35 protein-coding genes and 1 pseudogene are annotated in these 26,282 nt (G+C 28.4%); 6 read left to right on the top strand and 30 right to left on the bottom strand.

Translation table 11 applies throughout. From position 1 onward, the window contains the following. Positions 1-22: 22 nt before the first annotated feature. The 11 genes from PZA12_RS06030 to PZA12_RS05980 form a co-directional block, all read right to left on the bottom strand. Positions 23-601 carry a substrate-binding domain-containing protein gene (locus tag PZA12_RS06030; RefSeq protein ID WP_103697816.1) on the bottom strand — a complete coding sequence of 193 codons (579 nt, stop codon included), beginning with the start codon at positions 599-601 and terminating at the stop codon, positions 23-25. Between the two features lie 26 nt (positions 602-627). Further along, positions 628-780, bottom strand: a complete 153-nt coding sequence (locus PZA12_RS06025; protein ID WP_181005981.1) for a hypothetical protein — start codon at positions 778-780, stop codon at positions 628-630. Between the two features lie 429 nt (positions 781-1,209). Beyond that, positions 1,210-1,617 carry a type VII toxin-antitoxin system HepT family RNase toxin gene (gene hepT, locus PZA12_RS06020; protein WP_103697817.1) on the bottom strand — a complete coding sequence of 136 codons (408 nt, stop codon included), beginning with the start codon at positions 1,615-1,617 and terminating at the stop codon, positions 1,210-1,212. Then, on the bottom strand, positions 1,607-2,008 hold the full coding sequence (gene mntA / locus PZA12_RS06015) for a type VII toxin-antitoxin system MntA family adenylyltransferase antitoxin (protein WP_078114812.1): 402 nt from the start codon (positions 2,006-2,008) through the stop codon (positions 1,607-1,609). The genes hepT and mntA overlap by 11 nt, the downstream gene beginning before the upstream one ends. Before the next feature lie 12 nt (positions 2,009-2,020). Then, on the bottom strand, positions 2,021-2,572 hold the full coding sequence (locus PZA12_RS06010) for a Uma2 family endonuclease (RefSeq protein WP_103697818.1): 552 nt from the start codon (positions 2,570-2,572) through the stop codon (positions 2,021-2,023). 283 nt (positions 2,573-2,855) lie between these two features. Next, entirely contained in the window at positions 2,856-3,692 is an 837-nt protein-coding gene (locus PZA12_RS06005) for an Ig-like domain-containing protein (protein ID WP_103697819.1), read from the bottom strand. A gap of 200 nt (positions 3,693-3,892) precedes the next feature. Continuing rightward, complete coding sequence (locus PZA12_RS06000) at positions 3,893-4,870, bottom strand: Rpn family recombination-promoting nuclease/putative transposase (RefSeq protein WP_242984797.1); 978 nt, start codon at positions 4,868-4,870, stop codon at positions 3,893-3,895. A 328-nt stretch (positions 4,871-5,198) separates the two neighbouring features. Next, entirely contained in the window at positions 5,199-6,062 is an 864-nt protein-coding gene (locus PZA12_RS05995; protein ID WP_103697820.1) for a GH25 family lysozyme, read from the bottom strand. A 16-nt stretch (positions 6,063-6,078) separates the two neighbouring features. After that, a complete protein-coding gene (locus PZA12_RS05990) occupies positions 6,079-7,122 on the bottom strand; it encodes a phage replisome organizer N-terminal domain-containing protein (RefSeq protein ID WP_103697821.1) in 1,044 nt (347 codons plus the stop codon). Between the two features lie 395 nt (positions 7,123-7,517). Next, positions 7,518-8,066 carry a YqaJ viral recombinase family protein gene (locus PZA12_RS05985; RefSeq protein WP_103697822.1) on the bottom strand — a complete coding sequence of 183 codons (549 nt, stop codon included), beginning with the start codon at positions 8,064-8,066 and terminating at the stop codon, positions 7,518-7,520. 53 nt (positions 8,067-8,119) lie between these two features. After that, positions 8,120-8,323, bottom strand: coding sequence for a helix-turn-helix domain-containing protein (locus tag PZA12_RS05980; RefSeq protein WP_041894834.1), 204 nt, complete (start codon positions 8,321-8,323; stop codon positions 8,120-8,122). Between the two features lie 193 nt (positions 8,324-8,516). On the opposite strand from PZA12_RS05980, the gene PZA12_RS05975 reads away from it, so the two are divergent. From PZA12_RS05975 to PZA12_RS05950, 6 genes are all read left to right on the top strand, one after another. After that, on the top strand, positions 8,517-8,936 hold the full coding sequence (locus tag PZA12_RS05975; RefSeq protein ID WP_039771244.1) for a helix-turn-helix domain-containing protein: 420 nt from the start codon (positions 8,517-8,519) through the stop codon (positions 8,934-8,936). A 440-nt stretch (positions 8,937-9,376) separates the two neighbouring features. Next, positions 9,377-9,967, top strand: coding sequence for a helix-turn-helix domain-containing protein (locus PZA12_RS05970; protein ID WP_039771245.1), 591 nt, complete (start codon positions 9,377-9,379; stop codon positions 9,965-9,967). Beyond that, positions 9,949-10,146, top strand: a complete 198-nt coding sequence (locus PZA12_RS05965; RefSeq protein WP_103697823.1) for a YvrJ family protein — start codon at positions 9,949-9,951, stop codon at positions 10,144-10,146. Before PZA12_RS05970 ends, PZA12_RS05965 begins: the two co-directional genes overlap by 19 nt. Before the next feature lie 95 nt (positions 10,147-10,241). Further along, the gene (locus tag PZA12_RS05960) at positions 10,242-10,466 is read left to right on the top strand and encodes a DUF1659 domain-containing protein (RefSeq protein ID WP_039771247.1); all 225 of its coding nucleotides are present in this window, start codon (positions 10,242-10,244) and stop codon (positions 10,464-10,466) included. Between the two features lie 158 nt (positions 10,467-10,624). Beyond that, complete coding sequence (locus PZA12_RS05955; protein ID WP_078114799.1) at positions 10,625-10,843, top strand: DUF2922 domain-containing protein; 219 nt, start codon at positions 10,625-10,627, stop codon at positions 10,841-10,843. Positions 10,844-10,949: 106 nt separating this feature from the next. Next, on the top strand, positions 10,950-11,405 hold the full coding sequence (locus PZA12_RS05950) for a hypothetical protein (RefSeq protein WP_103697824.1): 456 nt from the start codon (positions 10,950-10,952) through the stop codon (positions 11,403-11,405). A 286-nt stretch (positions 11,406-11,691) separates the two neighbouring features. On the opposite strand, the gene PZA12_RS05945 is transcribed toward PZA12_RS05950, so the two are convergent. From PZA12_RS05945 to PZA12_RS05855, 19 genes and pseudogenes are all read right to left on the bottom strand, one after another. Next, positions 11,692-12,546 (bottom strand): Rpn family recombination-promoting nuclease/putative transposase, encoded by an 855-nt coding sequence (locus PZA12_RS05945; protein WP_078114797.1) that lies wholly within the window; start codon positions 12,544-12,546, stop codon positions 11,692-11,694. 181 nt (positions 12,547-12,727) lie between these two features. Then, positions 12,728-13,267, bottom strand: a complete 540-nt coding sequence (locus PZA12_RS05940; protein ID WP_078114796.1) for a Uma2 family endonuclease — start codon at positions 13,265-13,267, stop codon at positions 12,728-12,730. A gap of 168 nt (positions 13,268-13,435) precedes the next feature. Further along, positions 13,436-14,131 carry a Fic family protein gene (locus tag PZA12_RS05935; protein ID WP_103697825.1) on the bottom strand — a complete coding sequence of 232 codons (696 nt, stop codon included), beginning with the start codon at positions 14,129-14,131 and terminating at the stop codon, positions 13,436-13,438. 321 nt (positions 14,132-14,452) lie between these two features. Next, entirely contained in the window at positions 14,453-14,722 is a 270-nt protein-coding gene (locus tag PZA12_RS05930) for a DUF2442 domain-containing protein (protein WP_078114785.1), read from the bottom strand. 5 nt (positions 14,723-14,727) lie between these two features. After that, positions 14,728-14,976, bottom strand: a complete 249-nt coding sequence (locus tag PZA12_RS05925; protein WP_103697826.1) for a DUF4160 domain-containing protein — start codon at positions 14,974-14,976, stop codon at positions 14,728-14,730. Positions 14,977-15,131: 155 nt separating this feature from the next. Further along, positions 15,132-15,962: an Rpn family recombination-promoting nuclease/putative transposase gene (locus PZA12_RS05920; RefSeq protein ID WP_103697827.1), complete on the bottom strand. Its 831-nt coding sequence runs from the start codon at positions 15,960-15,962 to the stop codon at positions 15,132-15,134. 164 nt (positions 15,963-16,126) lie between these two features. Further along, the gene (locus tag PZA12_RS05915) at positions 16,127-16,402 is read right to left on the bottom strand and encodes a DUF2442 domain-containing protein (protein WP_078114793.1); all 276 of its coding nucleotides are present in this window, start codon (positions 16,400-16,402) and stop codon (positions 16,127-16,129) included. Positions 16,403-16,414: 12 nt separating this feature from the next. Beyond that, positions 16,415-16,675, bottom strand: coding sequence for a DUF4160 domain-containing protein (locus PZA12_RS05910; RefSeq protein ID WP_078114792.1), 261 nt, complete (start codon positions 16,673-16,675; stop codon positions 16,415-16,417). 436 nt (positions 16,676-17,111) lie between these two features. Then, the gene (locus PZA12_RS05905; protein ID WP_171786085.1) at positions 17,112-17,273 is read right to left on the bottom strand and encodes a hypothetical protein; all 162 of its coding nucleotides are present in this window, start codon (positions 17,271-17,273) and stop codon (positions 17,112-17,114) included. 194 nt (positions 17,274-17,467) lie between these two features. Continuing rightward, positions 17,468-17,824 carry a nucleotidyltransferase domain-containing protein gene (locus PZA12_RS05900; protein ID WP_103697829.1) on the bottom strand — a complete coding sequence of 119 codons (357 nt, stop codon included), beginning with the start codon at positions 17,822-17,824 and terminating at the stop codon, positions 17,468-17,470. Between the two features lies 1 nt (position 17,825). Then, positions 17,826-18,233, bottom strand: coding sequence for a nucleotidyltransferase substrate binding protein (locus tag PZA12_RS05895; protein WP_078114790.1), 408 nt, complete (start codon positions 18,231-18,233; stop codon positions 17,826-17,828). Between the two features lie 158 nt (positions 18,234-18,391). Beyond that, positions 18,392-18,832: pseudogene (locus tag PZA12_RS05890) on the bottom strand (UTP--glucose-1-phosphate uridylyltransferase); the annotation flags it as partial. Between the two features lie 197 nt (positions 18,833-19,029). Continuing rightward, positions 19,030-20,085: a dTDP-glucose 4,6-dehydratase gene (rfbB, locus tag PZA12_RS05885; RefSeq protein WP_103697830.1), complete on the bottom strand. Its 1,056-nt coding sequence runs from the start codon at positions 20,083-20,085 to the stop codon at positions 19,030-19,032. A gap of 13 nt (positions 20,086-20,098) precedes the next feature. After that, a complete protein-coding gene (rfbD, locus tag PZA12_RS05880; RefSeq protein ID WP_103697831.1) occupies positions 20,099-20,980 on the bottom strand; it encodes a dTDP-4-dehydrorhamnose reductase in 882 nt (293 codons plus the stop codon). A gap of 21 nt (positions 20,981-21,001) precedes the next feature. Beyond that, positions 21,002-21,577, bottom strand: a complete 576-nt coding sequence (gene rfbC, locus PZA12_RS05875; RefSeq protein ID WP_103697832.1) for a dTDP-4-dehydrorhamnose 3,5-epimerase — start codon at positions 21,575-21,577, stop codon at positions 21,002-21,004. Positions 21,578-21,589: 12 nt separating this feature from the next. Further along, entirely contained in the window at positions 21,590-22,504 is a 915-nt protein-coding gene (gene rfbA, locus PZA12_RS05870; RefSeq protein ID WP_103697833.1) for a glucose-1-phosphate thymidylyltransferase RfbA, read from the bottom strand. A gap of 15 nt (positions 22,505-22,519) precedes the next feature. Further along, positions 22,520-23,956: a flippase gene (locus tag PZA12_RS05865; protein WP_103697834.1), complete on the bottom strand. Its 1,437-nt coding sequence runs from the start codon at positions 23,954-23,956 to the stop codon at positions 22,520-22,522. Beyond that, positions 23,949-25,052, bottom strand: coding sequence for a UDP-galactopyranose mutase (gene glf / locus PZA12_RS05860; protein ID WP_103697835.1), 1,104 nt, complete (start codon positions 25,050-25,052; stop codon positions 23,949-23,951). Before glf ends, PZA12_RS05865 begins: the two co-directional genes overlap by 8 nt. A gap of 162 nt (positions 25,053-25,214) precedes the next feature. After that, on the bottom strand, positions 25,215-26,243 hold the full coding sequence (locus tag PZA12_RS05855) for a hypothetical protein (protein ID WP_103697836.1): 1,029 nt from the start codon (positions 26,241-26,243) through the stop codon (positions 25,215-25,217). Positions 26,244-26,282: the final 39 nt, after the last annotated feature.

The raw sequence follows: 26,282 nt of genomic DNA, 5'->3' as shown, positions 1-26,282 counted from the left end.
TCTATTTTAATACCTAATCAAATTATTTCTTATATATAATTTGATTAGGTATTCGAATTGCAACTCCTGTTTGATCAAATTGATAATTTGTACCTTCAATAGCATCTCTACCTTGAACCATATTCATCCCTATAGTATAAAGTGCTTCTGCCATTGCTTTTGGGTCTTGAAAAATAGTACCTAACATTAATCCTTCGTTAATTAACTTCTGTGATTCTGGCAATCCCTCAACACCAACTACTGCAATATTTTTTTCTTTATCTCCTAAATTATATCCATAGGATTGCAGTGCTTCAATTGCACCTAATGCCATAGAGTCGTCATTTGCAATTATAGCTTCAATCTTAGGTCCAGTTTTTAAAAATATTGACTCTATAGCCTCTTTTGCTAATTCTTTACTCCAATAAGCAAATACTCTTTCAAGTTCCTGTGTTTTTACTCCTGCTTCACTAAGTGCTAGAAGAGAATATTTTGTTCTATCAGCTGCTACTAAATTATTTCTTTCACCTTCCAAAAGAACATATTGCATTATCCCATCATGGTTCTTATCAATAGAGTCTCTATTAGCATTCCATTCATTAGCAAGAATCTCGCCCTCCATAGTTCCATCGCTTTTTGCATCTAACCCTATATATAGAGATTTATTAAAAATACAGCTACTCTAATAGGTCTTTTTTCAGCAGCATTAATATTCGCAAATGTGGCTTTTTCATTAAAGCTCAATAACATATACGACATTATTGTTAGAAACATTATAATAGATAATATTTTCTTAAACATCTTTACTTCCTCCAACAATAGAAAATTTCCATAATGTTATTATGCATATCGCGAAAATATTTATGCTAAGCTAAGCTATTATGCTTAATTTACAATTATTTGGTATATATATCCAAATTTATAATTAGATTTATGCGATAACTTACCGAAATCATAAATATTTTGATTATGAAAAACTATGAAAATATCGCGCTGCTCTTTTCTTTTTCAGTGACCTTTGTGAGAAAATAAATGTTTATTTTTATTAAAAATTTGGTAAAATATAAATAAGAAAAGCTTAATGCTGATGACACTAAGCTAATCCTAGAACGTTTTTATATTTTAGGGCTATTAGATTTTAATTAATGGTTAGAAAATGAACGCTTACTCTTGTGATGATGGGGCGTTCTTTTAATGCTATTGCTATCATTAATATTTCAATACTTGTTATTATAACAGCTTATTTATAGCATAAATGTAATCACTAAAATCTTTTAAATGATTCTCAATAATGGCTTGCACCACTTTTATATTTAATGTTTTATAATCATGAACTGCTATATTTCTAAATCCAACCATTGACTTCATTCTTCCATTTAGTTTGTCATCTATCATATTATTGGAATTGAGCACTTCAAAAGAATCTCTACTATTCTGTGGAATTCCTAAACTCTTCTCTGATACAATATGCATGGCTAAATCTATAGCTGCTTCACATGCTCTTTGTATATTTAAAATTATAGAATCTTGCTTTGTATAATCGTTTAAATTATCTGGGTCATCATTGTATACTTCTTTAATTCTATTTATACATCTTTCAATAGTTTCAATTTTATTGAAGATAACATCATTTCCCATATACAGTTCCCCTTTCTTTAATCTTATTTAAAATAACTTCCCGCTCTTCATTTAACATTGCATAAGCTTTAAAAACTCTCATTTCGAAATACATACGCTTAGTCTCATCCTTGCAATATATTCTTTTCCCTGTACCTACCACTTGAGCCTTAAATACAGTAGACGATGTATTTAAATTTATTAAATCAACTTCTCTATTAAAAATGTCTGCTAATTCCTGTGCTTTCATAAAGCATTCATAAGATTCTACATCATTATCAGTTAAAAAAGCAATATCAATATCACTATCATCTCTGAGCCTATCCTTGGCAGCTGAACCAAATAAATATATTACTACAGGATTAAATTCTTTCTTTAATATTTCAATAGCTTTATCTAATTGAATTTGCAAAATTAATCCCTCCTATTCAAATATATCCTTTAATTCAAATTTTAATTCTGGAAATACTGAGCTGACATAAAGATCTTTATGGTTTAAAACTTTAGGTGTCCTGTATGCTCTATCTACTAATGAATATTGTGTAATCATTCCGTTTTGTTCAACTATATTATATTCAAGCACTCCAAACCTTTGATATATATTGGCTTTTATAAAGTAATCATGTTCTGAGTATTCTGGTGATACAACTTCAAATATTATTTGGGGTGATGATATAAAACTCTCGCCTTTTTTATCAGCATCCTCACACATTACAAATATGTCTGGTAAAAATTTATATACTTCACTTTCATTTTTAAATATAACTTCTATTTGCTCAGAATATGGTGTACATTTACTTCCTTTAAAAAAGTTATATAGTGCTGATGATATTCCCATAACAATTCTATTATGAGCCATTGATGTTCTTGAGCTAAATAATATTTGACCGTTATAGTATTCAGCTTTACCATCATAATTAGCTTGTATTTTATCAAATTCATCTAAAGATATAAATATATTATTTTGCACTTGCATCGAAATCACCTCCTGCTCAAAAAAATTTCCAAATTATCCTCTTATAAATATTATTATATCCTAAAAACTACTCACTTAAAATAAAAATTGAACTAAACTTTCATTTAGTATAATACTTGTACTTGTAAATTTATAAACCTCAGATATTCTAATTTCAAACTTTCAACTAACCTGCTTCCTAAAAATAAATATTTATTTTTAGGAAGCATTTTATACAATACAAATAAGAAAAGCTTAGTGCTGGTAACACTAAGCTAATCCTATATTAATTTCAAGATTAAATTCACTTATTTAATTTCACTTCATATTCATTTAAAATATTGCTGTCATCTTCATATTTTATGCTTGAATCTGGTTTGTTATTATATACTCTTATAATAAGAGTTGTTGTTCCTGGATCTAAAACAATATTATCATTATCAACAAGCTTTGCTTTTCTCACTTCACCAATATCTGAATATGAAGTCACTCTAAATACTTTAATATACTTTTCATCTAATCTTTTTATATTAACACTTATATTATCTGATGACGCTTTTGCATAATAAGTTCTCTTATTTTTTGCTTCACTAACTATACTATTATTGTTATAATTTTCATCACTATAAAGTTCTATTGCACTGCCATCTTTATTTAACAATCCTATTTTGTTGTAATAAGAATAATAGACTGTTACTTTACATGTATCTGATCTTCCACTTCCATCATTTGTTGTACATGTGATTGTTGTAGTTCCTTGTGATATTCCTTTTACCTCTCCACTTGAACTTACCCTTGCTACATCTGTATTACTAGATTTCCATGTTACTTTTTTATTGTCCGCATTGCTTGGCAATACTGTTTCCTTTAATTTTAAAGTATCTCCTTGATTAATAATTGCGCTTGATTCATTCAACATTATTCCTGTTACGCTTACTGTGTTTTTATTATTAAGACTTGCCTCTGATTCTTTTTCGGAGTTAACCTTTAACTCTGATCCAACATTGTTTACTATGGTGTCCGTTGATTGAACTGAGTTTCCTTCTGTTTCTGCAGCATATATTTCTATAGGATTTAATACTGATACTGATGCTAATACCAGTAAACCAGATATTACTTTTATTAATTTAAGCTTTTCCATGCCTAATCCCCCTGCCCATTTTTATTTAATTATACCATATTTTTCTTTTTTAAAAAATCCGAAGCTAAATTAACAGAGAAAACTGTTACTAAAATTGATATAGCATAAAAACTAAAAGGCTCGTTACCATGGTAACGAGCCTTTTTCTATTTTTTCACAAAGGTCTCACCCCTTTATGAAATACCGAAGAAGTGAGATTTCTATAAACTTTTCTTTAGCTCTAATACCTCATTTTCACTAAGCTTTGAATACTTAATTATTTTTTCTATTGGCTCTCCATCCTTTAACATCTCTATTGCCACTTCTATTTTTCCTTCCTCTCTTCCTTCTTCTCTTCCTTCTTCTCTTCCTTCTAATCTCGCTTCTTCTCTAGTTTGTTCAAAAGTTTCCTTTATTGTTCTTGAAATATTAGAAGTCATTATTTCAACCTCCTCTTTTTTTGCTATTAAAATATCCTCTATTCTTTCTCCTAATTTATTCTTTATATCGTCATTCAAAGTCGTTCTTAACCAATGCCTTATCATCATTTTTTGTTCTTCTGTCAAGTTATTAAAATTTATTGCAATCTCTTTTATCCTGCTTATAAATTCTTCAACATCTACTTTTTGATCTAACAAAAATACTGCTGATGCTATATTTTTTAATTTCATCAATTCATCTTTTTCATACTTATTTATGTCTATAAGTATATATTCAAAATCAATTATGTTATTTCCAAATAATTCGTTTTTATTTATAACATTTTTAAATTTTCTCTCTACAGTCCATTTATACTCTCCATTATATAATACAATTGGTACTATTGCTGGAAGCTTAAATTCTTTACTCTTAACATCAATCTTTTTAGCATTCTTTAATACTTCTCTCCATATTTCTGACATATACATAAATAGTCTTATAGGCATACTATAATCGACATATGACTGAAATTCTAGTAATATATAAAATATTACTTCTTTATCTTCTATATTTGCTTTATATACTATATCTGATTCTAATTCCTCATAATCTGAAAGAATATATGACTTATTTACTAATTCCATATTATCCTCTGTAATGTCTTTTCCCCATGGACTTTCAACAAAACTTTGAATCATAGTAACTAGCAGTTTCTTATTAGAAAACAAATCTTTATAGCTTTTATCGTGTATATGATGCATTTCCTTTTTTATTTTCATTTTTCACCTATCGTCTCATTAAATTTAATTTCTTTCTCTTGTTTACTTATATTATATCCAATAAACTACTTTTCTCAAACAAAAAATTGCACTAAGTAATCTTTTAGTGCAGCTCCTTTTAATAGGAAATTTCTCACAAGGCCTGCCTCCTTTGTGATACTTATTATTTCATAACCTCATTTAAATAATTTAAACTAAATGTTTATTTTTATAAAAAATTTTATACAATACAAATAAGAAAAGCTTAGTGCTGGTAACACTAGGCTAATCCTATATTAATTTCAAGATTAAATTCACAATCTTTTGAATTATGTCTTAATGTTCTTCTTTATACGTCTGTCTGCATTATACCTTCCTCATTAAAGTAGTACCATTTAGAGGATTTTTCATCATAATACCAGCCTATTTTCATAGCTCCATCATTGTAATCTCCAAAGTAGTACCAACTATCTCCATACTTTTTCCAATCATGAATCATCCAGCCTTGTGCATCAAAGAAATACCACTTTCCATTTATAAATTCCCAATCATCTTTAGTGAAGGTTCCATCCTTATGTTTATACCACCATTTATCATTTTCATTTATCCAAGTTCCTAAATACGTATTATTTTTAAGCAAAACACCTTCTGTAAATAAATTCACATCACATTTGCCGCTTACCCCTGATATATCTCCATTTTCAGTATATTGATGCCCTATTCTATTTGTAAAGAAATTTGAAGGAAGGTTCCAGGGATCATTATTATAATTTGCTTCCCAGAAAGGATAATCTTTTATTATACTTTTTATCTCCTCTATATTTGATAAAAATCCTGTATAAGAGTAGATTCCTAATTGAAGAGGACTTAATTCCTTAAATGCATTTATAAATCTTATTATATAATCACACAATTCATCAAATTCAGATTCAATATCAAGCATAGGAATCATGTCCCATTCATAGCCTTTAACCTTTCTATAAAAGTTTTCTGCTTGAGCCTCTGGAGAGCTTGTACTAACTAAAAAATGATAAGCTCCAACCTTTAATCCACTACTTTTACATGAATTATAAAATTCCTCTAATCTATTGTCTTGAAAAGTCTTCCCTTCAGTAGCTTTCATATAGACGTATTCTATGTCATCTTCTGCAACTTTATCAAAATCAATACTTGCATTGTTATTTGATATATCAATTCCTTTAACATATCTCATTAACCATTCCCCCTTATTAACTATCTTCTATCCATCCTAGAAGTTTCTTCTCTAAGTCATCATAATCATACTGCCTAGGCTCAAAGTTGATAAATCTAAGTTTTGGTTTTTCTTTAACAGCTGATGAATTGCCTGCATTACAATTATTAAACTCCATATCTTCATAGTCTTTGGGATATCCTTCCTTAAGCCAGTTCTTAAGGATACCATTAATATAATTTATATCAAGCTTATTCCTTTCTATAGCCTCTCTAACAGCCATTTCTATATACTTTTCTTTATGAATCGTTAACGCTTTTATTACCCAGCTTAAAGTAACCCCTCTTATGATTTTATTATCTTCTTCTAAAGTTTTTATAATTCTAAGAGCCTGTGATTTTATTTCATCATGAGACGAAGAGACAATTTTAGTCTGTTTATGAGCTTTATCACAAGTTTCATCATCTTCCTTTGTTAAAGCAACATCATTTATCTTATTTTTTTCTTTATTCTCTTTTTTATCTATATTCTTTTTCTTGTGTTCTTTATCTTCTTCTCTCTTCTCTTTCTGTAGCGTTACATTTGCGTTACAGTTTTTATTTTTGCCAATTTTATTAGTGTCACTTCCTTCATCTATGGCATTATTACAAGCTTCATCAGCATTTAATTTATTCTCTACAAGTTCCTTTTCTTTTTTCTTTCTCTCTCTAAAGTTTTTAACTCTTTCACGAGTACCCTCTTTTACTCTTTTCATTCCTTCAATATTTTGATGTTTTTCCCAGTTACATATTTTTATTATGTTATTTTCATATATTTTAATAAGCTTAAAAGATTCTAATATCTCTAGAACCTTTTCTATAATATCTAATGGTCTGTTAAATAATATAGACAGCATTTCTTTAGTATAAGGCACGTCTTTTTTTAAATATATTAGTCCACCATCATTAACCTTTCCTGCCTGTAAAAGCAGTCTTATCCATACATAATTTGCAGAATCTCTTAATGGCAGTGAGTCAATTAATCTCATTGTTTCATCTTCACACATATTTGTATTTAGCTTAATCCACTCTATCCCCTTCATAAATATCGTCCCCTACCTAATTTTTACTTAAAGTATTCAGTACTCCCTTTTAGATTTATTTTTCGCTCATTTTATCCTCTTCAACCTAACTTAAATGGTACATATGCTGCAATGCACATTTCTGTAATTCACGATGCACAATTCACATTTTGCAATTCACAATTTACAATTCACAATTCACAATTGCAGCTAAAATTCTTGCAGTATTTTTACAATCATCATGAAGAATTATTTTTGCGATGTATATTATAAGCTGTACTCACAATTGGTAAATATATTCAGATTTAATAGTTCTATAATTCTCAAAAAAGTAAAGTAATTCCTTAAACTATATAAATATAGATAAACAGCCATAACTAAACTCCGGTATATGGGCTATTTATCTATATTTTTAGTTACCTAGGTGAAATTTCCTTTAAGATATGATCATAAAAAAATACTTTTTCTTCATTAACTATCTTTGAAATCACCTTTTCATCTCTATGTATCTCTTTAAATACAAATTTTCTGCTGTTTATTAAACATGCAAAATAGCATTTATCGGCTTTTGTAACTCTCATATTATGTTGACATTCAAGAAAAACATTTTTATTTATTTCTTCATCAAAGTTAATTCCATTATATATGCTACAAAGTAAAATAGAGTTTTCACCAACTATTCTTCTATCTACTTTACAACACATAAATTCATATTCTTCATCAATAATTGTTTTTAATTCTTTTCTTACCTTCTTACCACTTCTTATGGTGAATTCTTTACATAAAATCTCCTTTAAAGTATTAAACCAATAAATTTCTTCATATTCTTCCTTAAGATTTATATGTCTACTCTGACCTTTTTTTAACTTCTCTTCATATAATTCTTTTATTGTTTTCTTTGCATTTATACCTAATATTATCCCTATCTCATTCCCATAAATGAATTTTAAATCTCTTTCTTCCATACTTCCCCCCTAAACGTAAATACCTTTATGTCATCGTTTACAAAACGCGTATATTAAAAATATTCACCTATTTTAATATTAAATAAGCATCTTATTGCGTTTAAATCTTCTGAAGTAAATCTTGCGCCTCTTCCATTTAACGCATTGTTAACAAAAGAACTTGATCTGCCAATGTGTTCTGCTAACTCACTTTGTTTGATGTTATTCACCAATAAGAATTCCTTAAATTTATTATATTGAGCTTGTGACTTTGACATACTATATTCCCCCTTATATAATTTTGTCGTAACAACATTTTGTTTAAGTTGCCACCGTTAATTTAATTATACGCCTGCAGCTATACGTGTCAATGATTATTTTGGAATTTTTTTCAAATTATTTTCTTGCTTTTTGTCACTTATAGTTGTATACTTATCTCCAAAGTAATCTTTTACATTATGGAGGAGAAATATGAATATAACAGGTATAATCCTTAAGAACTTGCGATTAAAAAAGAATATTACTCTAGATCAGCTAGCTTCTGAGATAAATAAAACATTTGATATTAATATTACTGGAAGCATGCTTTCTAAATGGGAAACTGGTAAAGCAGCACCAATATATGATCACTTGAAACGCTTAGCCTCATACTATAATGTCACTACAGACTTTCTTCTTGGTTTTGATCAATATGAAAACTTAATTAGCGTTGATTCTTCTGCTAATTTAAATAAGACAAAACCTAAAATACGTTATTCTAAAAAGGCCAATAAAGTAAAAACACTAGCAAAATTATTGGAAAACGATAAGATTACTCTTAAAGATCTTTTAATCTTTGAGGATTTTATTCGTATTTATATATCAAAAAAATCAAAAAATTTATATAGGTAGAAGACTAGATAAATTTCTAGCTTCTATTTTCTCATCTTTCTTCTTTACTCAATTCACAATTCACAATTGCAGTTAAAATTCTTTAAATATTTTTATAATTAGAATTATTTTTGCAATATATATTTTAAATACACAACTTAACATACATTATAGATAAACAGAATATAACCTAGATTTATGTTATAACTTATCGAAATTATAAATATGAATATCCAATTTTCAAATTTGATATCCATATTGTACATACCTAATATCCTATATATGTTGCAATTCACAATTACGGTTAAAATTCTTGTAATATTTTTAGAATTATCATGAAGAATTATTTTTGCAATATATATTTTTTTAAATTTTTTCTTAAAATTTGTTCCCAAAGTGTTTATAAAAATCTTTTTTTCTGTATATCTCTTATGAAAAGTAATTTTTAGGAGGGATTATATGTGAATTATGATTATATTGAACACTTAGCCTCAAAGGCTAAGGGTGGTGACCTTAAAGCTAAAGAAAATTTAATTAAGGAATTTACTCCACTTATAAATTCCTTATCTATGAGAACATTTATCCATGGTTATGAAAAATGCGATATCAAAAATGAGTGCTTCTTAATGCTTTTTTACTGCATAGCTAAGTACGATTTAAATACTCATCGTTTTGTTGCCTATGCCACAAATTCCATAAAAAATAATCTACTTGTTCTACTAAAAAGATACGATAATCGAAAAGATATTGATGGATATTTCTCTTTAAGTGATGATATTGAGTGTAATACTTCTCTAAGTAATGATATGGAAGATGAAAGTATGAATCTTGAATATGAGAACATTAAACTATTATCTGCAATAAAAAATAATTTAAGCGATTCAGAGAGGTATTTAATAAACTTTGTCTTTTTTATGAAAAATACCCTTACAAATTATGCTTATCATGAGAATGTATCATATATGACAGCTTTAAAAAGAAAGAAAAAAGCTTTAAAAAAATTAAAAAGTTGTATTGTTGGAGGTAATGAATTATGGGAATTAACGATATGATGAGCCTTATTACTAATGCTGGATTTCCTATAGCAGTGTGCGCTTATTTACTATTTCGCCTTGAAAAACAACTCTCCACTCTTTCATCTTCAATAAACAAATTAAATACTATAATTTCTACTAAACTAGGTGTTGTCATTGATACTTCATGTGATAACGAAGTTCAAAATCTGAAATAAAAAATAAATTTTAAAAAAATTTTCAAATTACCCTTTATAAAAATCAATTTTTGTGTATATACAATATGAGAACAAAATTTAGGAGGTAAGAAAATATGGCAGTAGCAAAACAAATTAAAACTACATCTTTAAGTATCGAGGTTCAAAGTGGATTGGATAAAGCCGGCGACCCAATCTATAGCAAGAAAAGTTTCGCAAATGTGAGGACTGACGTAGCTCCAGAAAATGCATATGCAGTAGGAGAAGCAATTAAGAGTGTCATGTCCACTGGTACAAGATCTACTTTATTAAATGAATCTTCAAGTCTTACTCAAGAATAAAAACAGCACATTTAAACATTAAGCTTTCCTTTCAAAATATATATTAAACTTTAAGTAATTCTTAGTTTACTTAATATTTAAAAAGGTACTTTCTCTTATCCTTCATCTTATAATCAATCTTTAACTACTATAAATAAAATTTTAGGGGGATTTAAATTATGGAATATGTTTTAGCAATGACTTTTATAACTGAAAATGGATTAAAAAGCAACTTCAGCATCAGCGGAGTTAAACCTGATGTTACTCCTGCTGAGGTAAATTCTCTAATGGACATAATTATTCAAAAGAACGTCTTCTTCAGTTCTTCTGGAGCTTTAGTAAAAAAATCAGAAGCTAAATTGACAGAGAAAACTGTTACTAAAATTGATGTAGCATAAAATTAAAAGGCTCGTTACTTTGTTGTAACGGGTCTTTTTCAATAGTATAAAAAATATAAATTGGTTTAAAATACTAGATATTAAGGAATAATAAGGGGTTTTTTGAATGATTAAAAAACATAAAAATAACTTTATACTAATATCACTATTCTTATGTATACTAGTATTCATCTTCCTCCCTATAAATCTCTGCCCTCCATTGCTAAGATATGCTAGTATTTTCTCAATTTCAGACTCAAGTTTAAATAATAATAACTCAAGTAAAAGTAATTATACTGAAAAAAGAGCAACTCTATCATATGATAAAATAATAGGAAGAGATGGATTGTATCATTACAGAGTACTTTTTTGGGTTCCAAAAGAGGTTACAAAATTTATTCCTTATGCTGATACTGGAGTGATAACAGATGTTTCTTTTCATGGACCTATAGAAAAGTGGTCAGTAGAAGAAACTAACATAACTAATTCAAATGAAAAGCTGGTCTTTATTTTTGTTCCTAAAACTTTTGTTTATTTATATGGAAAGGGATTCGAAAAAGTTATTCACTTAAAATACATGTGATTTAAAAGTACTAATAGGTAGCTTGAGAATAACATTATCTTTAACATCCTTTCAATCTGTCTATAGTGTAATTATACCCTATAACCAATTTCCTTAAAACAAAAAATTGCACCAAATAATTCATTTAGTGCAACTACTTGTACCTGGAAAATCCTGTTTCCGCCAGGGTTGCTAGTCGAGAGTTTGCGAGCGACTTGCTTCGGCTATTCCCCCCTTGCTTGGCGTACCATCAATTAAAATTTTGGATCTCTGGGGTGCTAGTGAGGAACTTGTTACTCACTTGCTACTAGTTGTATCTTAACTTTTCTATTTCATCTATAGTCAATCCGGTTTTAATTGCTATAGTTTCATTATCCAAAACATCTAATAAATTTTTAGCTATCTCAAAAGCTTTTTTCTTTTCTCCTTCTTCTCTTCCTTTTTTAATACCATTTTCTTCCGCTGTCTTAATTTCTGCCTTATGTATACGTAAAGCCTTTAAATCATTTTCATATATTTCTCTTTCTTCTTTATCTAAATACATTATGTCTAATTTTTCTATAGCTATTTTTATATTCTCATCTTCTCCTAATTCTTTGGGTATTTCATCTTTATCTATTTCATAAGCTCTATTTAAAAAGCTAACCCATCTATCTAATGCTGTTTTTATATCTTTATAATCCTTCTTAAATTTATTTAATTCTATAAAGTGCATCTCAAATAAATCTGAAAATTCTTCTTTTGTTTTTTCATTATACATTCTATAAATATTATGAAAATCTTCTTCTTTTAGATAATTAAAATCTAATATATTTATTCCTATTGTCTTTCTTAAAAGTTCAAAATCATCTCCACTTTCAATTTGATCAGAATACACCTTTGACCAATAATAAAGTGCTCTTTTATCATAATATCCTTGTTCTGCTATTTGCATTTCTATATCATACCATATGCCTTTTTCATCTACTGCTTTTATATCAAGGATTGTCATTTTACCTTTTCTATAATTTGAAATATTATATGGGTTTTTTAGCTCTATATTTTTTATTTGATTTTCTTCTGATATTATGGAATTTATAAATGAAATTAATATGCATTTATTTTCCTCACTTCCAAAGAGCTTTTTAAATGCAAAATCTACTTTTGGATTTAATTTACACATGAGCTTCACTTCCTATCTAATACATATTCACATCTAACATTAACTTTATTCCTATTATACCCTATAACCAATTTCCTTAAAATAAAAAATTGCACTAAACAATTCACTTAGTGTAATACTTGTAATTGGTAATTTTTCATAAGGTTCTAACTCTTTTTTGAGTGAAACATGACTCAACTAACTATTCTAATATTTCTTCTGTTTTAATAAATAATCCTTCAAAAATATTACTGGAGTAATACTCATTTATAGAAGGCTTAAATACGCCATCTACCAGATTATACTGAATCATCTCACCTGTCTGCTCAACTATTACATATTCTAAAACTCCATACCTTTGATATATTTGAAGTTTGGTTATATAATCATGTCCTGAATAATTAGGAGAAACCACTTCGAATATTATCTTTGGTGGAGATACGAAGCTTTCTCCAACTTTTTTTCCATCTTCACACATTACAAATACATCTGGAAATATATTTATTATATCCTTATCATTATGAAATTTTATTTCTATTTGCTCAGTATATACTTTACATTTACTATTAGTTAAGTAGCTCATAAGCTTAAATTGAATATTATTTACTATCTCATTATGTTTAACAGAGGTTTTAGAATGAAGAACAACATCTCCATTTATGAACTCTATATTATATTTATATTTATGTTGTAACTTCTCATATTCTTCTAAAGTAAACATTCTATTTTCTTCTATATGCATTTATATCAGCCCCTTATTTAATAAATTATATACTAATATATTTTTATTATAGCCTAAATCACATTGTAATGAAACAAAAAGCAGACATGATTTTTTATTAACCATACATGATATACATTAAATACATGTGATTTAAAAGTACTAATAGGTAGCTTGAGAGTGAAGTTGCTATATATATCTTTCCAAACATTTTTTATAGAAAAACTCCACAATATTATCTGCTTTTCTAGTATTATAAAATTCTAACATCAAAGTATTAAATTCTAATCTATCTTTAGCTTTAACATTTAATACTCCTTGGCCATTAGAAATCAATATATAGTTACATACTAATCTTGATGTTCTCTTATTTCCATCATAATAAAATTTATTTAAAGCCCCCCATAGGAACATTTCAAATGCTAAATCCGTCTTTGTCTTACATCTATCTATAATTTGTGGCAATTCAGTAGCAAATATAACTTCTAATTCATCATATTTGGGTGGCATAAAATCTGTTCCACCAATCCTAACCTGTCCTGTTCTAAATTGCCCACATATTAATGCTTCATCTTTTGCGATTATTTTATTGAAATCATTAAAAAGTTCTTTCCCTATTGTTATATTATCTTTCCTCACCATTTCAAATAATAAATTCCAACCTTCTTTTATACGATGAACTTGTTGCTCATCACTTAATCTATGACCGCCAATTGTTATTCCATCTAAAAGTGTTTGTACTTCTGGATATGTAAATGGATTTCCTTCTAAGCTCGCCATATTAAATACAACATCTGGCAATAATCTTTTTATCAATATAATTAATTTATTTATTTCTAATTGAGGTACAACATCGGAAAATGTAATATTTCGCTCAAATAACATTATCTTTAACATCCTTTCAATTTGTCTATAGTGTAATTATACCCTATAACCAATTTCCTTAAAACAAAAAATTGCACCAAATAATTCATTTAGTGCAACTACTTGTACCTGGAAAATCCTGTTTCCACCAGGGTTGCTAGTCGAGAGTTTGCGAGCGACTTGCTTCGGCTATTCCCCCCTTGCTTGGCGTACCATCAATTAAAATTTTGGATCTCTGGGGTGCTAGTAAGGAACTTGTGACTCACTTGCTAATTTTTGTTTCCCCCAGGGTTGCTAGTAGGAAGTTTAAGAGCGACTTGTCCGAAGGGCTGAGGTTGCTAACTAGAATAAAATGGACTCATTGCTAATAACTTTCCCAATATTCCAAAGTTCATATTCACTAATATCAATATCCTCATTCCAGCTTACACCATAACCACCAATATCAACTTGTGCTTGTTCAAATAACATCTTATTTTTTAAATCACTGTAGAAATCATCTTGCAGTTTTTCTTTAAAATCAATCTCTTTAAGTATTCCATTATCAAATAAAACTATTAAAATATATTGCTGAGAATCTATCTTTATTTTCTTTATTTTAGGATTATTCATAATTATTATTCTAAGCCATCTAACTTCCTAAATAATTTAGTATTCCACATATCTATCAAATCTTTTTGATATTTCTCAGCCCATTCTTTTACTAATTTTAAAGCTCTATTTGATAAATAACCTTCTATCATTTCTAATGTATTTATATCTATAACACCAACATATTCTCCATATATTGCATGAAAATATGGTGGTGTATGATCATTTGGATACATCTTTACTACTATCCCATAAAATCTTGTAATAACTGGCATGTTGTTCACCTCATTCATTCATTTATTTATATTATATCCCATAAACTATTTTTCTTAAACAATAAAAATTGCACTAAATAATCACTTAGTGCAATGCTTGTACTTGTAAAATTTTGGACCTCAGGGGTGCTAGTGAGGAACTTGTGACTCACTTGCTATATCTTCTTTTTAAGTTCCAAAATTTCACTTTCATCAAGCTTTGAGTACTTAATTATTTTTTCTATTGGCTCTCCATCCTTTAGCATCTCTATCGCCATTTCTATTTTTCCTTCTTCCCTACCTTCTTCTTTTGCCTTATTAAGTGCACTTACCTTATCCTTTAATATTTTAGCTCTCATCTCGTAAATCTCTCTCTGCTCAGCATCATTACTCATTCTTACTAGTTGATCTTTTGCACGTCTTATTTCTTCTACTGTCATTTCAAGACTTCTTACCTTTTCACTTTCTGGATCTTTTAAAAATTCAGTCCATGCAACTAATAAATCTTTTTCATCACTATTTTCTTCTAATTTAGGAATTTCAATAAAATGCATTTCTATTATGTCTGTCAATTCTTCATTAGTTTCTATCTCCTTAAGTCTATATGCTGTATGAAAACGTTCAGTTTTTAAATACTTAAAATTTAAAATGTTTATACAAACCGTTCGTCCAAGCTTTGAGTAGTCTTCACCTTCTCCTAACTGCTCTTCATACATTTTACTTAAATAATACATACTTCTTTTTATCATATTATGTTCATTTTTTAGTTGTATTTCTATATTAATTATTTCATTATTACTTGTGGTTGCTTTTACATCTAATCTAGAATATTTATCTTCTATAAATTGCTTTGCAATGTCATTACCTTTTATCTTAACACTTGTTATTATATTCTTAGGCTTTAAAGTAGCATTTAGAAACGATATTAATATTTCAGGATTTTTCTCAGAGCCAAATATATTTTTAAATACAAAATCTACTTTAGGATCTAACAAACCTTTGCTCATAATTATTCCACCTCTTCTAAATATCTATTATCTTAATTATACACCATACATAATAACCTTAAAACAAAAAAAATTGCACTAAACTTTAACTTAGTGCAATGCTTGTACCTGTTAAATTTCCACAAGGGTCTGACCCCTTTGTGAGGACAGAATGACTAAACTTGCTACTCATCTACATCTGGAGAATTTTCATATATCTCAAACGGATCAATATCTAAACATGTATTTTCATTATAATTACCATCCAAATCCCAAGCCAGTGTTCCATTTAAAACAGTACAAGTTTCCTTAAAAACATTTATATCCTTAACTTTAGTAAATATACCTTTATTTATTAACTCCTTAGCATCATATAGCTTAATTGAACCATCATCAAAATAAACATAAACTTTGAAATCATTTGTTGGTCTTACTTGAATAACTTCTGGCATATATTCCATTTAAACATCCTCCTAACTCAATGGTGCTATTCTATATAATGCTTGGTGACTTCTAGCCAATTCCCAGTTTTGCATCAATTCATCCTTGTGAATTTCAGCCCAAGCTAAAACCAATTTCAATTGTCTCTTAGGCAAATATCCTTTCATAACTCTACCATTAATAATATCTACCAATGCCTTTTCACCATTATATTCAGCATAAAAATGTGGTGGTACATAATCATTATAATTTATAGTAATTCTTATTCCAAAAAATAGGCTTATTTCTGGCAATCCACTCACCTCTTTATTTCTATTTATTAGGTATATTATATCCTAAAAACTATTCGCTTAAAACAAAAAATGCACTAAATAATCCTTTAGTGCAACTCTTTGATTTGGTAATCTTTCACAAGAGCCTGACCCCTTTGTGAGGGAAGCATGACTGAACTTGCTAGTGCAATACTTGTACTTGGAAAATCCTGTTTCCCCCAGGGGTGCTAGTCGGGAACTTGTGAGCGACTTGCTAAATTTTTGGATCTCGGGGTGCTAGTGAGGAACTTGTGACTCACTTTCTTAAAAATAAATGTTTATTTTTATTTAAAATTTGATATAATATAAATAAGAAAAGCTTAGTGCTGGTAACACTAAGCTACTCCTAGAACGTTTTTATGTTTTAGGGCTATTAGATTTTTAACTTAAATTAATTGTTAAATAAGAGTTTAAAGCACTAATCTTCGCTGGATGGGTGCTTTTTCTCTTTGCTGTTAACCTCTATATCTAAACCAAGAAACTTACTCTTAATTTTTATATTTGAAATGAAAAGGTTATTTTTTAATATCAATTTAGTAATATATACAATAAATATACCTTCTATGATAAGTTCTAGCATATCCAATACCACCCCCTTAGACTATATAGTAAAATCTTTACCAATAGCCCAAGGTGGGAAAACCTACAACCACCATAGCCCATCTCTATGGTTAATTCTTAAATACCATCGTAGTTTAACACATTTTATTAGTTAGTGGAACAAATTTCTTCAACAAAAAACACTGCACTAAACATTTATTTAATACAAGTCTTCTACAATTGTCTGTCCCCTTTGCGAGGGAAGCATGACTGAACTTGCTGCTGAATACTGTTTCTATCAAAAATAACTATTCCATCATTTATTATATTATTTTTTAATTCTTCTTTAGATATTTTATAAAAATCAACTACATCAACAGTATATATAATGTCAAGCTCTTCTAAGTCATTTCTTAATAAATTTAATCTACTGCTAGTCATATTATGTGAAAAAACAGCTATATCTATATCTGATGTCTTTTTATAATTACCTCTAGATCTTGATCCGAAAATCAAAGCTTTTTCAATTTCATCGTACTTAGATAAAACCGTATTTATATTAACTATAATAATTTCTTTTAATCCAAACATCCTAATCAACTACCTTTGATTTAAGCAATACATAAATATCATTCATTTGTTTAAAATATTTTGAAATTATTTTTTCATATATGTCAAAGGCTACCTCTTCATCATATACATGAGAAGTTAAATTTCTGTCATTTAACATATCAATCCAAACTTCACCATCTTCAATAATTCCGATTTTAAAACCTTCTCTAAATGTACTTTTAGGACTTTTAGCTTCTTGTATTCCTTCACTTTCCAAATAATATTTTATTAATTTCCAACATATTTCATAGCAAAATTCAAATCTTTGTATTACTCCATCTTTTAGTGTTGATGATTTAGAATTACTTTTACTTTCATCTATAGCTTCACTTAATCTTAATAAAGCCTTGCCAAAGTCACTTAATTTTTCATTCAATCTTTTATCCATTATTAATCCTCCACTACAAGTATTATCTACTACTATTATATCCTATAATATTTTTCCTTAAAACAAAAAAATTGCACCAAACTCTTATTTAGTGCAATGCTTGTACTTGTGAAATTTTGAACCTCAGAGGTGCTAGTGAGGAACTTGTGACTCACTTGCTATTTCACTATATTTTTTAAATACTCTATAAACTCATCCTTAATTTCAGGCTTTCTTAAGGCATATTCCACTGTTGCTTCTAAAAATCCAAGCTTATCTCCAACATCGTATCTTCTTCCTTCAAAATTATAAGCATACATAGCTTCACTTTTAGCAAGCTCTAGCAATGCATCTGTAAGTTGAATTTCATTTCCCTTACCAGGTTTTGTATTTTCTAAAATTTCAAATATTGCAGGAGTAACTACATATCTACCAAGTATTGCAGTATTAGATGGTGCATCTTCTATACTTGGCTTTTCTACTAATCCCTTGACTTTGCAAACCCTATCTTCTATTACTATTCCATCAACTATACCATACTTACATACATCTTCAGGTTCAACACTTTGAACACCTAAAATGCTTGTTTTGTACTCATCATAACAATCAATAAGCTTTTTATTTGAGTAATTTCATAATTGAATTCAACAAAAAAATTGCACCAAACAATTCATTTAGTGCAATGCTTTTACTTGCAATTTTTGGACCTCTGAGATGCTAGTTGCTAGCCTGCAACAGACTTTCTAAGTTCTTAATTGCAGCATAGCTGCTTTTTTAAGAGGCTATTAAAGTTCTTAATTGCAGCATAGCTGCTTTTTTAAGATGTGTACATTTTTTCGTAATACTTCTGATAATCACCAGAAGTAACATTCTTCATCCACTCTGAATTATCTAAATACCATTTGATAGTTTTTTTAATTCCTACTTCAAAAGTAGTTTCAGGATACCATCCTAGCTCTTCTTTTATCTTATCAGGAGCTATTCCGTATCTTCTATCGTGACCTTTTCTGTCTTCAACATACTTAATTAAGTTTTCTGTTACATCTTTATCTACATTTTCATTTATATACGATATAACTGTTTTCACTATTTGTATATTTGTTCTTTCATTATGGCCGCCAACATTGTAAACTTCCCCAAATCTGCCCCCATTAATAACCATATCAATTGCTTTTGCATGATCTTCTACAAAAAGCCAATCTCTTATATTCATTCCATCACCATATACAGGTAAATCTTTATGCTGTAAACAGTTATTTATTAATAGTGGGATTAACTTCTCTGGAAATTGGAATGGCCCATAATTATTTGAACATCTTGTTATATTTATAGGCATTTTATATGTATCATAATAAGCCTTAACCATTAAATCAGAACTTGCTTTACTTGATGAATATGGACTATGAGGATCTATTGGTGTTGTTTCCATAAAGAATCCTTCATCTCCTAAAGAGCCATAAACTTCATCAGTTGATACATGAAGAAATTTAACGCCCTCTTTAAATCCATCTGCATTTTCCCAAGCTTCTTTAGCACAATTAAGCATATTAACTGTTCCTAGCACATTAGTTTTTACAAATATCTCTGGTTCCTTTATACTTCTGTCAACATGTGATTCTGCTGCAAAGTGAACAACATAATTTATATCATATTTCTCAAAAAGACTTGAAACTAATTCTTTATCACAAATATCTCCTTGAACAAATGTATGTCTTTCATCATTTTCTATAGATTTAAGATTTTCTAAATTTCCTGCGTAAGTCAATTTATCTAAATTTATTATCTTAATATCTTTATAATATTTATTTAACATGTATAAAACAAAATTTGAGCCTATAAATCCAGCCCCACCTGTAACTAAATATGTTTTCATTACTCAGACTCCTTTACTTATCTAACTTACTAATAAATGATTTTATAGCATCTTTCCAATCTCTCATATCATCGCCCACAGTACATCTTAGCATCATATTATCAAGAGATGAATATTCTGGTCTTTTTGCTGGAGTTTTATACTCTTCTGAAGTACAAGGTTTAACTTCACATTTTTCATCAGATAATTCAATTATCATTTTAGCAAAGTCATACCATGTGCATTCTCCCTTACCTGTACAATGATATACTCCATACTCTTCTGTTTGTATTAATTTTAATATATGGTAAGCTAAATCATTGGCATGAGTAGGATTACCTCTTTGATCATTTACAACAGTTATACATTCTTTTTCTTTCCCAAGTCTTCTCATAGTATAAACAAAGTTATGACCTACATAACCATAAAGCCAAGCTGTTCTTACTATAAAATACTTTGAAGAAAGTTCTCTCACATAGTTTTCACCTAAAAGCTTAGTCTTTCCGTATACACTATATGGAGCTGTTAAATCATATTCAGTTAATGGTTTATTTCCTACTCCACTAAATACATAATCAGTTGATACCTGAACTAACTTAGCTCCAACGTCCTCAGATGCTATAGCTAAATTTCTAGGGCCAATTGAATTAACTTTAAATGCAAAATCTTCATTACTTTCACACCCATCAACGTTTGTTGCTGCTGCGCAGTTAATTATTACATCTGGTTTTAAATCATTTATCTTACTTTTAACTTGTTCTAAATTAGTTATATCTAATTCATCTACATCTAATGCTACAACCTCAGATTTTTCTATAGCTTCTGAAACTTCACCTATTTCAGCCTTTCCACTATTAATTATATCTATAAGCTCATTACCTAATTGACCTTTTGAGCCAGTTATTAATATTTTCATAAATCCATACTCCTTGAAATTCTACAATCTAAAATCTTCATAATCACTTAAATCTAAGTCCTTAAGATTTGGATGATTCTTATCCTTTTCAGATAGAATTATGTTTTCTATTCCGTCCATTGGCCACTCTATATTTATATCTGAATCATCCCACATAACTCCACCGTCGTATTCTGGAGCATAAAAATCTGTACATTTATAGTTAAATACAGCTTCATCTGAAAGTACTAAAAATCCATGAGCAAAACCTTCTGGAATGTAGAATTGTTTTTTATTATCTTCACTTAAAACAACGCCTTCCCACTTACCATAAGTAGAAGATCCTATTCTTAAATCAACCGCTACATCAAAAACTTCACCTTTAGTTACTCTAACAAGTTTACCTTGGCTGTGTTTTCTTTGAAAATGAAGTCCTCTAAGTACTCCTTTACTAGATCTAGATTCATTATCTTGAACAAAATTCATATTAAGACCAGCACCTGAAAAATCTTCTCTATTATAAGTCTCCATAAAATACCCTCTGTTATCTCCAAAAACTTTAGGTTCTATTATGTAAACTCCGTTTATACTAGTCTTATTAAAATTAAAATTTCCCATTTCATTAGCTCCTTATATGTTTTTAGTTGCTGCAATTTCTGATTTTACCTTTTGAAGTTCCATTTCCTCTACTATGTCCATTAAATACTTACCATATCCAGTTTTCATTAATGGCTTAGCAAGTTCAATAACTTCTTCTGAACTGATCCATCCTTTTCTATAAGCAATTTCTTCAAGGCAAGCTATATATGTTCCTTGAGTATTTTGAACTGCTTCAACAAAGTTAGAAGCTTGAAGCATAGATGAATGAGTTCCTGTATCAAGCCATGCCATTCCACGACCTAATAATTGAACCTTTAATGTACCTTCTTCCATATAAGCTTTGTTTAAATCTGTTATTTCTAGTTCTCCTCTTGGAGATGGTTTTAATGCTTTAGCCTTTTTAACTACTGAATTATCATAAAAATAAAGCCCTGGAACTGCATATTTAGACTTTGGCTTTTCTGGCTTTTCCTCTAAAGAAATAACTCTGCCTTCATCGTCAAATTCAACCACTCCAAAAGCCTTTGGATTTTGAACATAATAACCAAATACATATGCACCTTTTTCTAAACTTGCAGCTCTTCTTAAATGTTCTGTAAAGCTTTGTCCATAGAAAATATTATCTCCAAGAACCATCGCTACATTATCATTTCCAAGAAAGTCTTCTCCAATAATAAATGCTTCTGCAAGACCATTAGGCTCTTCTTGAACTGCATATTCAATATTTAATCCTAGCTCTTGTCCATCTTTAAATAGCTCTTTAAAATTAACTATATCCCTTGGTGTAGATATAATTAATATGTCTCTTATACCTGCAAGCATAAGTACTGACATTGGATAATAAATCATTGGTTTATCATATATTGGTACCATTTGTTTTGACATTGCTTTTGTTACTGGATAAAGTCTTGTTCCTGATCCTCCAGCTAAAATAATCCCCTTCATTCTCGCCCTCCTTATTTATTTTATTCTTATTCTAGAAATTATAATTTTAAAAATCATTAAATTTACCTCTTCGCTCAATAACGTTAGAATTATTATATATGTACTCGCTCCAACTATAAATTGTACCATTGTAGTTACAATTCTAGCTCCAAAGTGTATTCCTATAATTCTGACAAATATAAACATAATTATTGATGCAATTATATACTTAACTATACTTATAAATATTTTTTTTACAACAATATTGTTTCTTAAATATATATATTGAATAAACGTTACACTAAATTCAGCTGCAACAGTTGCTACACATGATCCAATAGCTTTATATTTAGGTATTAAAATAAAATTAAGAGCTACGTTTATTATTGCTCCTACTGTTACAGATCTAGTAAACTCTTTCGTTCTATTGGATGGTAATAAATATTGTGTTCCCATTACACTGCTCATTGCTATAAAAAATAAAATAGGTGTTTGGATAATAAGTAAATATGATACACTTTCAAAATCTGCTCCAAAAAACCAAGGAACAAACTCTTTGGAAATGGAAGCTAGTCCAAATGCCATCGGTATAGTAGCATACGATACACATTGCAAACTATAATTTAAATATTTATTCATCTTATCTTTATTACCATTAGCAAATATGTTGCTCATTCTTGGAATCATTACTACTGCTAATGAACTTACTAACCCTAATGTTAATTTAATTATTTTTTGTGATTGTTCATAAAGCCCGACTTCACCTGTATTCGCTAATGTACCTAACATAGTTTTATCTAAAACTGCATATATCTGTATTGCTATTTGTGGAATAAACAAATGTAATGTAGGAATAATATGAGCTTTTATATCTTTAATTTTTACCTTTACCTTAAATACAACATTCGGAATATACATCCACATAACTAAATTTCCAAATAACGACATAAATGCATTTATTAATATATACTTATATAAATCGTCATAACTTTTTACAAATATAAATATACTTAATACACATAATATTTTTACAATTAAATTTCTAGTGACTGTTTTTTTAAAATCTTCTAGCCCCATATATAACCAGGATATATCTATCATAGCAGCAATTATATTAAGTGATTGTATTAAATAAATGATTCCATATTCACTATTAAACCCGAAAATTAAAATGAAGCATATTAGAGCTATACATGTTGTTATAACTTTAAGAAAAGTTATTGACCAAAATGTATTTGACATTTTCTCTTTATCATCTCTTACATAAGCTATTTGTCTATTTCCATACATAGAGATACCTAATGTACCCAAAATAACAAAATATTGAGCAATAGAAAGTGTATAACTATATAATCCAACCCCTTCTTTGCCTAATATTCTTGATACATATGGAACTGTTACTAAAGGCATCAATAAAGTTACAACTTGCAAAAGCAAATTATACATAAAATTCTTTGCTATACTTTTACTCATTTTTAAATTCCTCTTCAACACATTTTAATGCCTGTTCTATAATATTATGCATATCATAATATTTATATTCAGCTAGTCTTCCTCCAAATATAACATTCTCCTCAGCATCTGCTAGTTCTCTGTATTTTGCATAAATCTCGCTATTTCTATCATTATTTACAGGATAATATGGCTCGTCACCTTTTTTCCATGTAGAAGGATATTCTTTAGTTATTATAGTTTTTGGTTGAGTACCGTATTCAAAATGTTTATGTTCTATAATTCTTGTATAAGGAACTTCATATTCAGTATAATTAACCACTGCATTTCCTTGGTAGTTTTCTTTATCTACAATTTCTGTATCAAATTTTAAGCTTCTATATTCTAAGGTTCCAAATTTATAATCATAGAATGCATCTATCATTCCAGTAAATACCACTTTATCAGCTAATCCTTCTAAATCTTTTCTATTAGAAAAGAAATCTGTACAAAGCTTAATATCTACTTCACTTAACATTTTTTCAATTATTTTAGTATATCCACCTATAGGTATACCTTGATATTTATCATTAAAATAATTGTTATCATATGTAAATCTAACTGGTAATCTTCTAATAATAAATGCAGGAAGATCTATAGCCTTAGCCCCCCATTGCTTTTCTGTATATCCTTTTATTAGTTTTTCATAAATATCTCTCCCTATAAGACTTATTGCCTGCTCTTCTAAATTTCTAGGGTAAGATATATTACTTTCTTTAATTTGTTCTCCTATTTTTGCCTTTGCTTCATCAGGAGTTTTAACCCCCCATAATTTATTGAAAGTATTCATATTAAAAGGTAAATTATAAAGTTCATCTTTATAGATAGCAACTGGTGAGTTTGTATATCTATTAAATTCTGCAAAAGTATTTATGTAATCCCAAACACTTTTATTACTTGTATGAAATATATGAGCACCATATTTATGAACATTTATCCCCTCTATTTCTTCTGTAAATATATTTCCCCCTATGTGATTTCTCTTATCTATAATTAAGCACTTTTTTCCTCTTTTACTAGCCTCATAAACAAAAATCGAGCCAAATAAACCAGATCCAACTACCAAATAATCATACATAATTATAATATCCCCTTATTTTTTATTATTTCAATTTTATATATTAAGATTTAGCTAAATTTTTTAAAAAACATAACTCAAAATATATTTGAATTTTTTGTTCTTCTTAAATTTATATATAATACTCATATTCTTTTATGTTATTCAAAAAAGAATACGATGCTATAACAAGAATCCCTTTCCAAAAATTTTTATTACATCATTTAAGAATACTTCTTTTTCATTTTTTATCATCTCTCTATATTCCTTATAGTATTCTAAATATTCATCATGATTTGATAAGCATTGTTTAATTTCACTAATTATTAAATTAATATTTTTTTCTGAACATTCAAATTTAAATTTATCAGGAATCATAACATCCTCATAATAAGCTGCAGAACCTTTCTTACTAGTAATAATACAACATCCAGAAATAGCTGCTTCACGTGGGAATCTATCCTTTCCAGGATGATTTCCAAAATCAATATAAATCTTCCCCTTAGCCAAAAGTTCTTGTACTTGATCCGTTGTTAAATTAATTAATGGGATCCACTTTATATCTGGTGCTGCTTCAATTAGTTTTCTCGTAAAATTATATCCCTTTTTAGGATTATATAATACTATATCTTCCCGTTCTATTTCAAAGCTTTTTTTGCTAAAATATATATCATTTATATAATCTGAAAGATATTCAATTCTATTTTCTGAGACACCTGACTTAACCAAAAAATCTATTGCATAATGACATTGGCACAAATGTAAATCAGCAAAACTTGAAAAGTTCTTTATAGGCTTTAGTTTATAAAGATGCTTTATTGTATGTGATATAGTACGTAATAATCCCCAAAACCTAAAATGATTAATCATTCCATTGTTTTTAACAAAATTATCAACACTAAGCCACCATAAAATTTTTTGAATATTATTATAATTTTTTTTCATATCAAACATAAATATTTCTGGAACAACTAAAATATTATCTTTAGAATCTATTATTTCATCTATATATAGTGGTTTATCTATGTAATTTTCAAATCCTGATGTAACATTATTTACAAGTTTACTATTAGCTCCAACATAAACAATGTGTGCATTATGCCCGTTTTTATTTAATTCATAAACTAATTGATGTAATAACTCAGTACCACCAGTTTTTGTTTTAAACGGACATAGTACATATATAATTGTGCTTTCAATTATGTTTATCATAAAGTTTTCACTCCTATCATTTTATATTGTAATTCCCAT

It is taken from the genome of Clostridium beijerinckii, from assembly GCF_036699995.1.
GTDB classification, from domain to species: domain Bacteria; phylum Bacillota; class Clostridia; order Clostridiales; family Clostridiaceae; genus Clostridium; species Clostridium helianthi.
The sequence above is the reverse complement of the archived record's forward strand: the minus strand, read 5'-3'. Positions and strand labels throughout refer to the sequence as shown.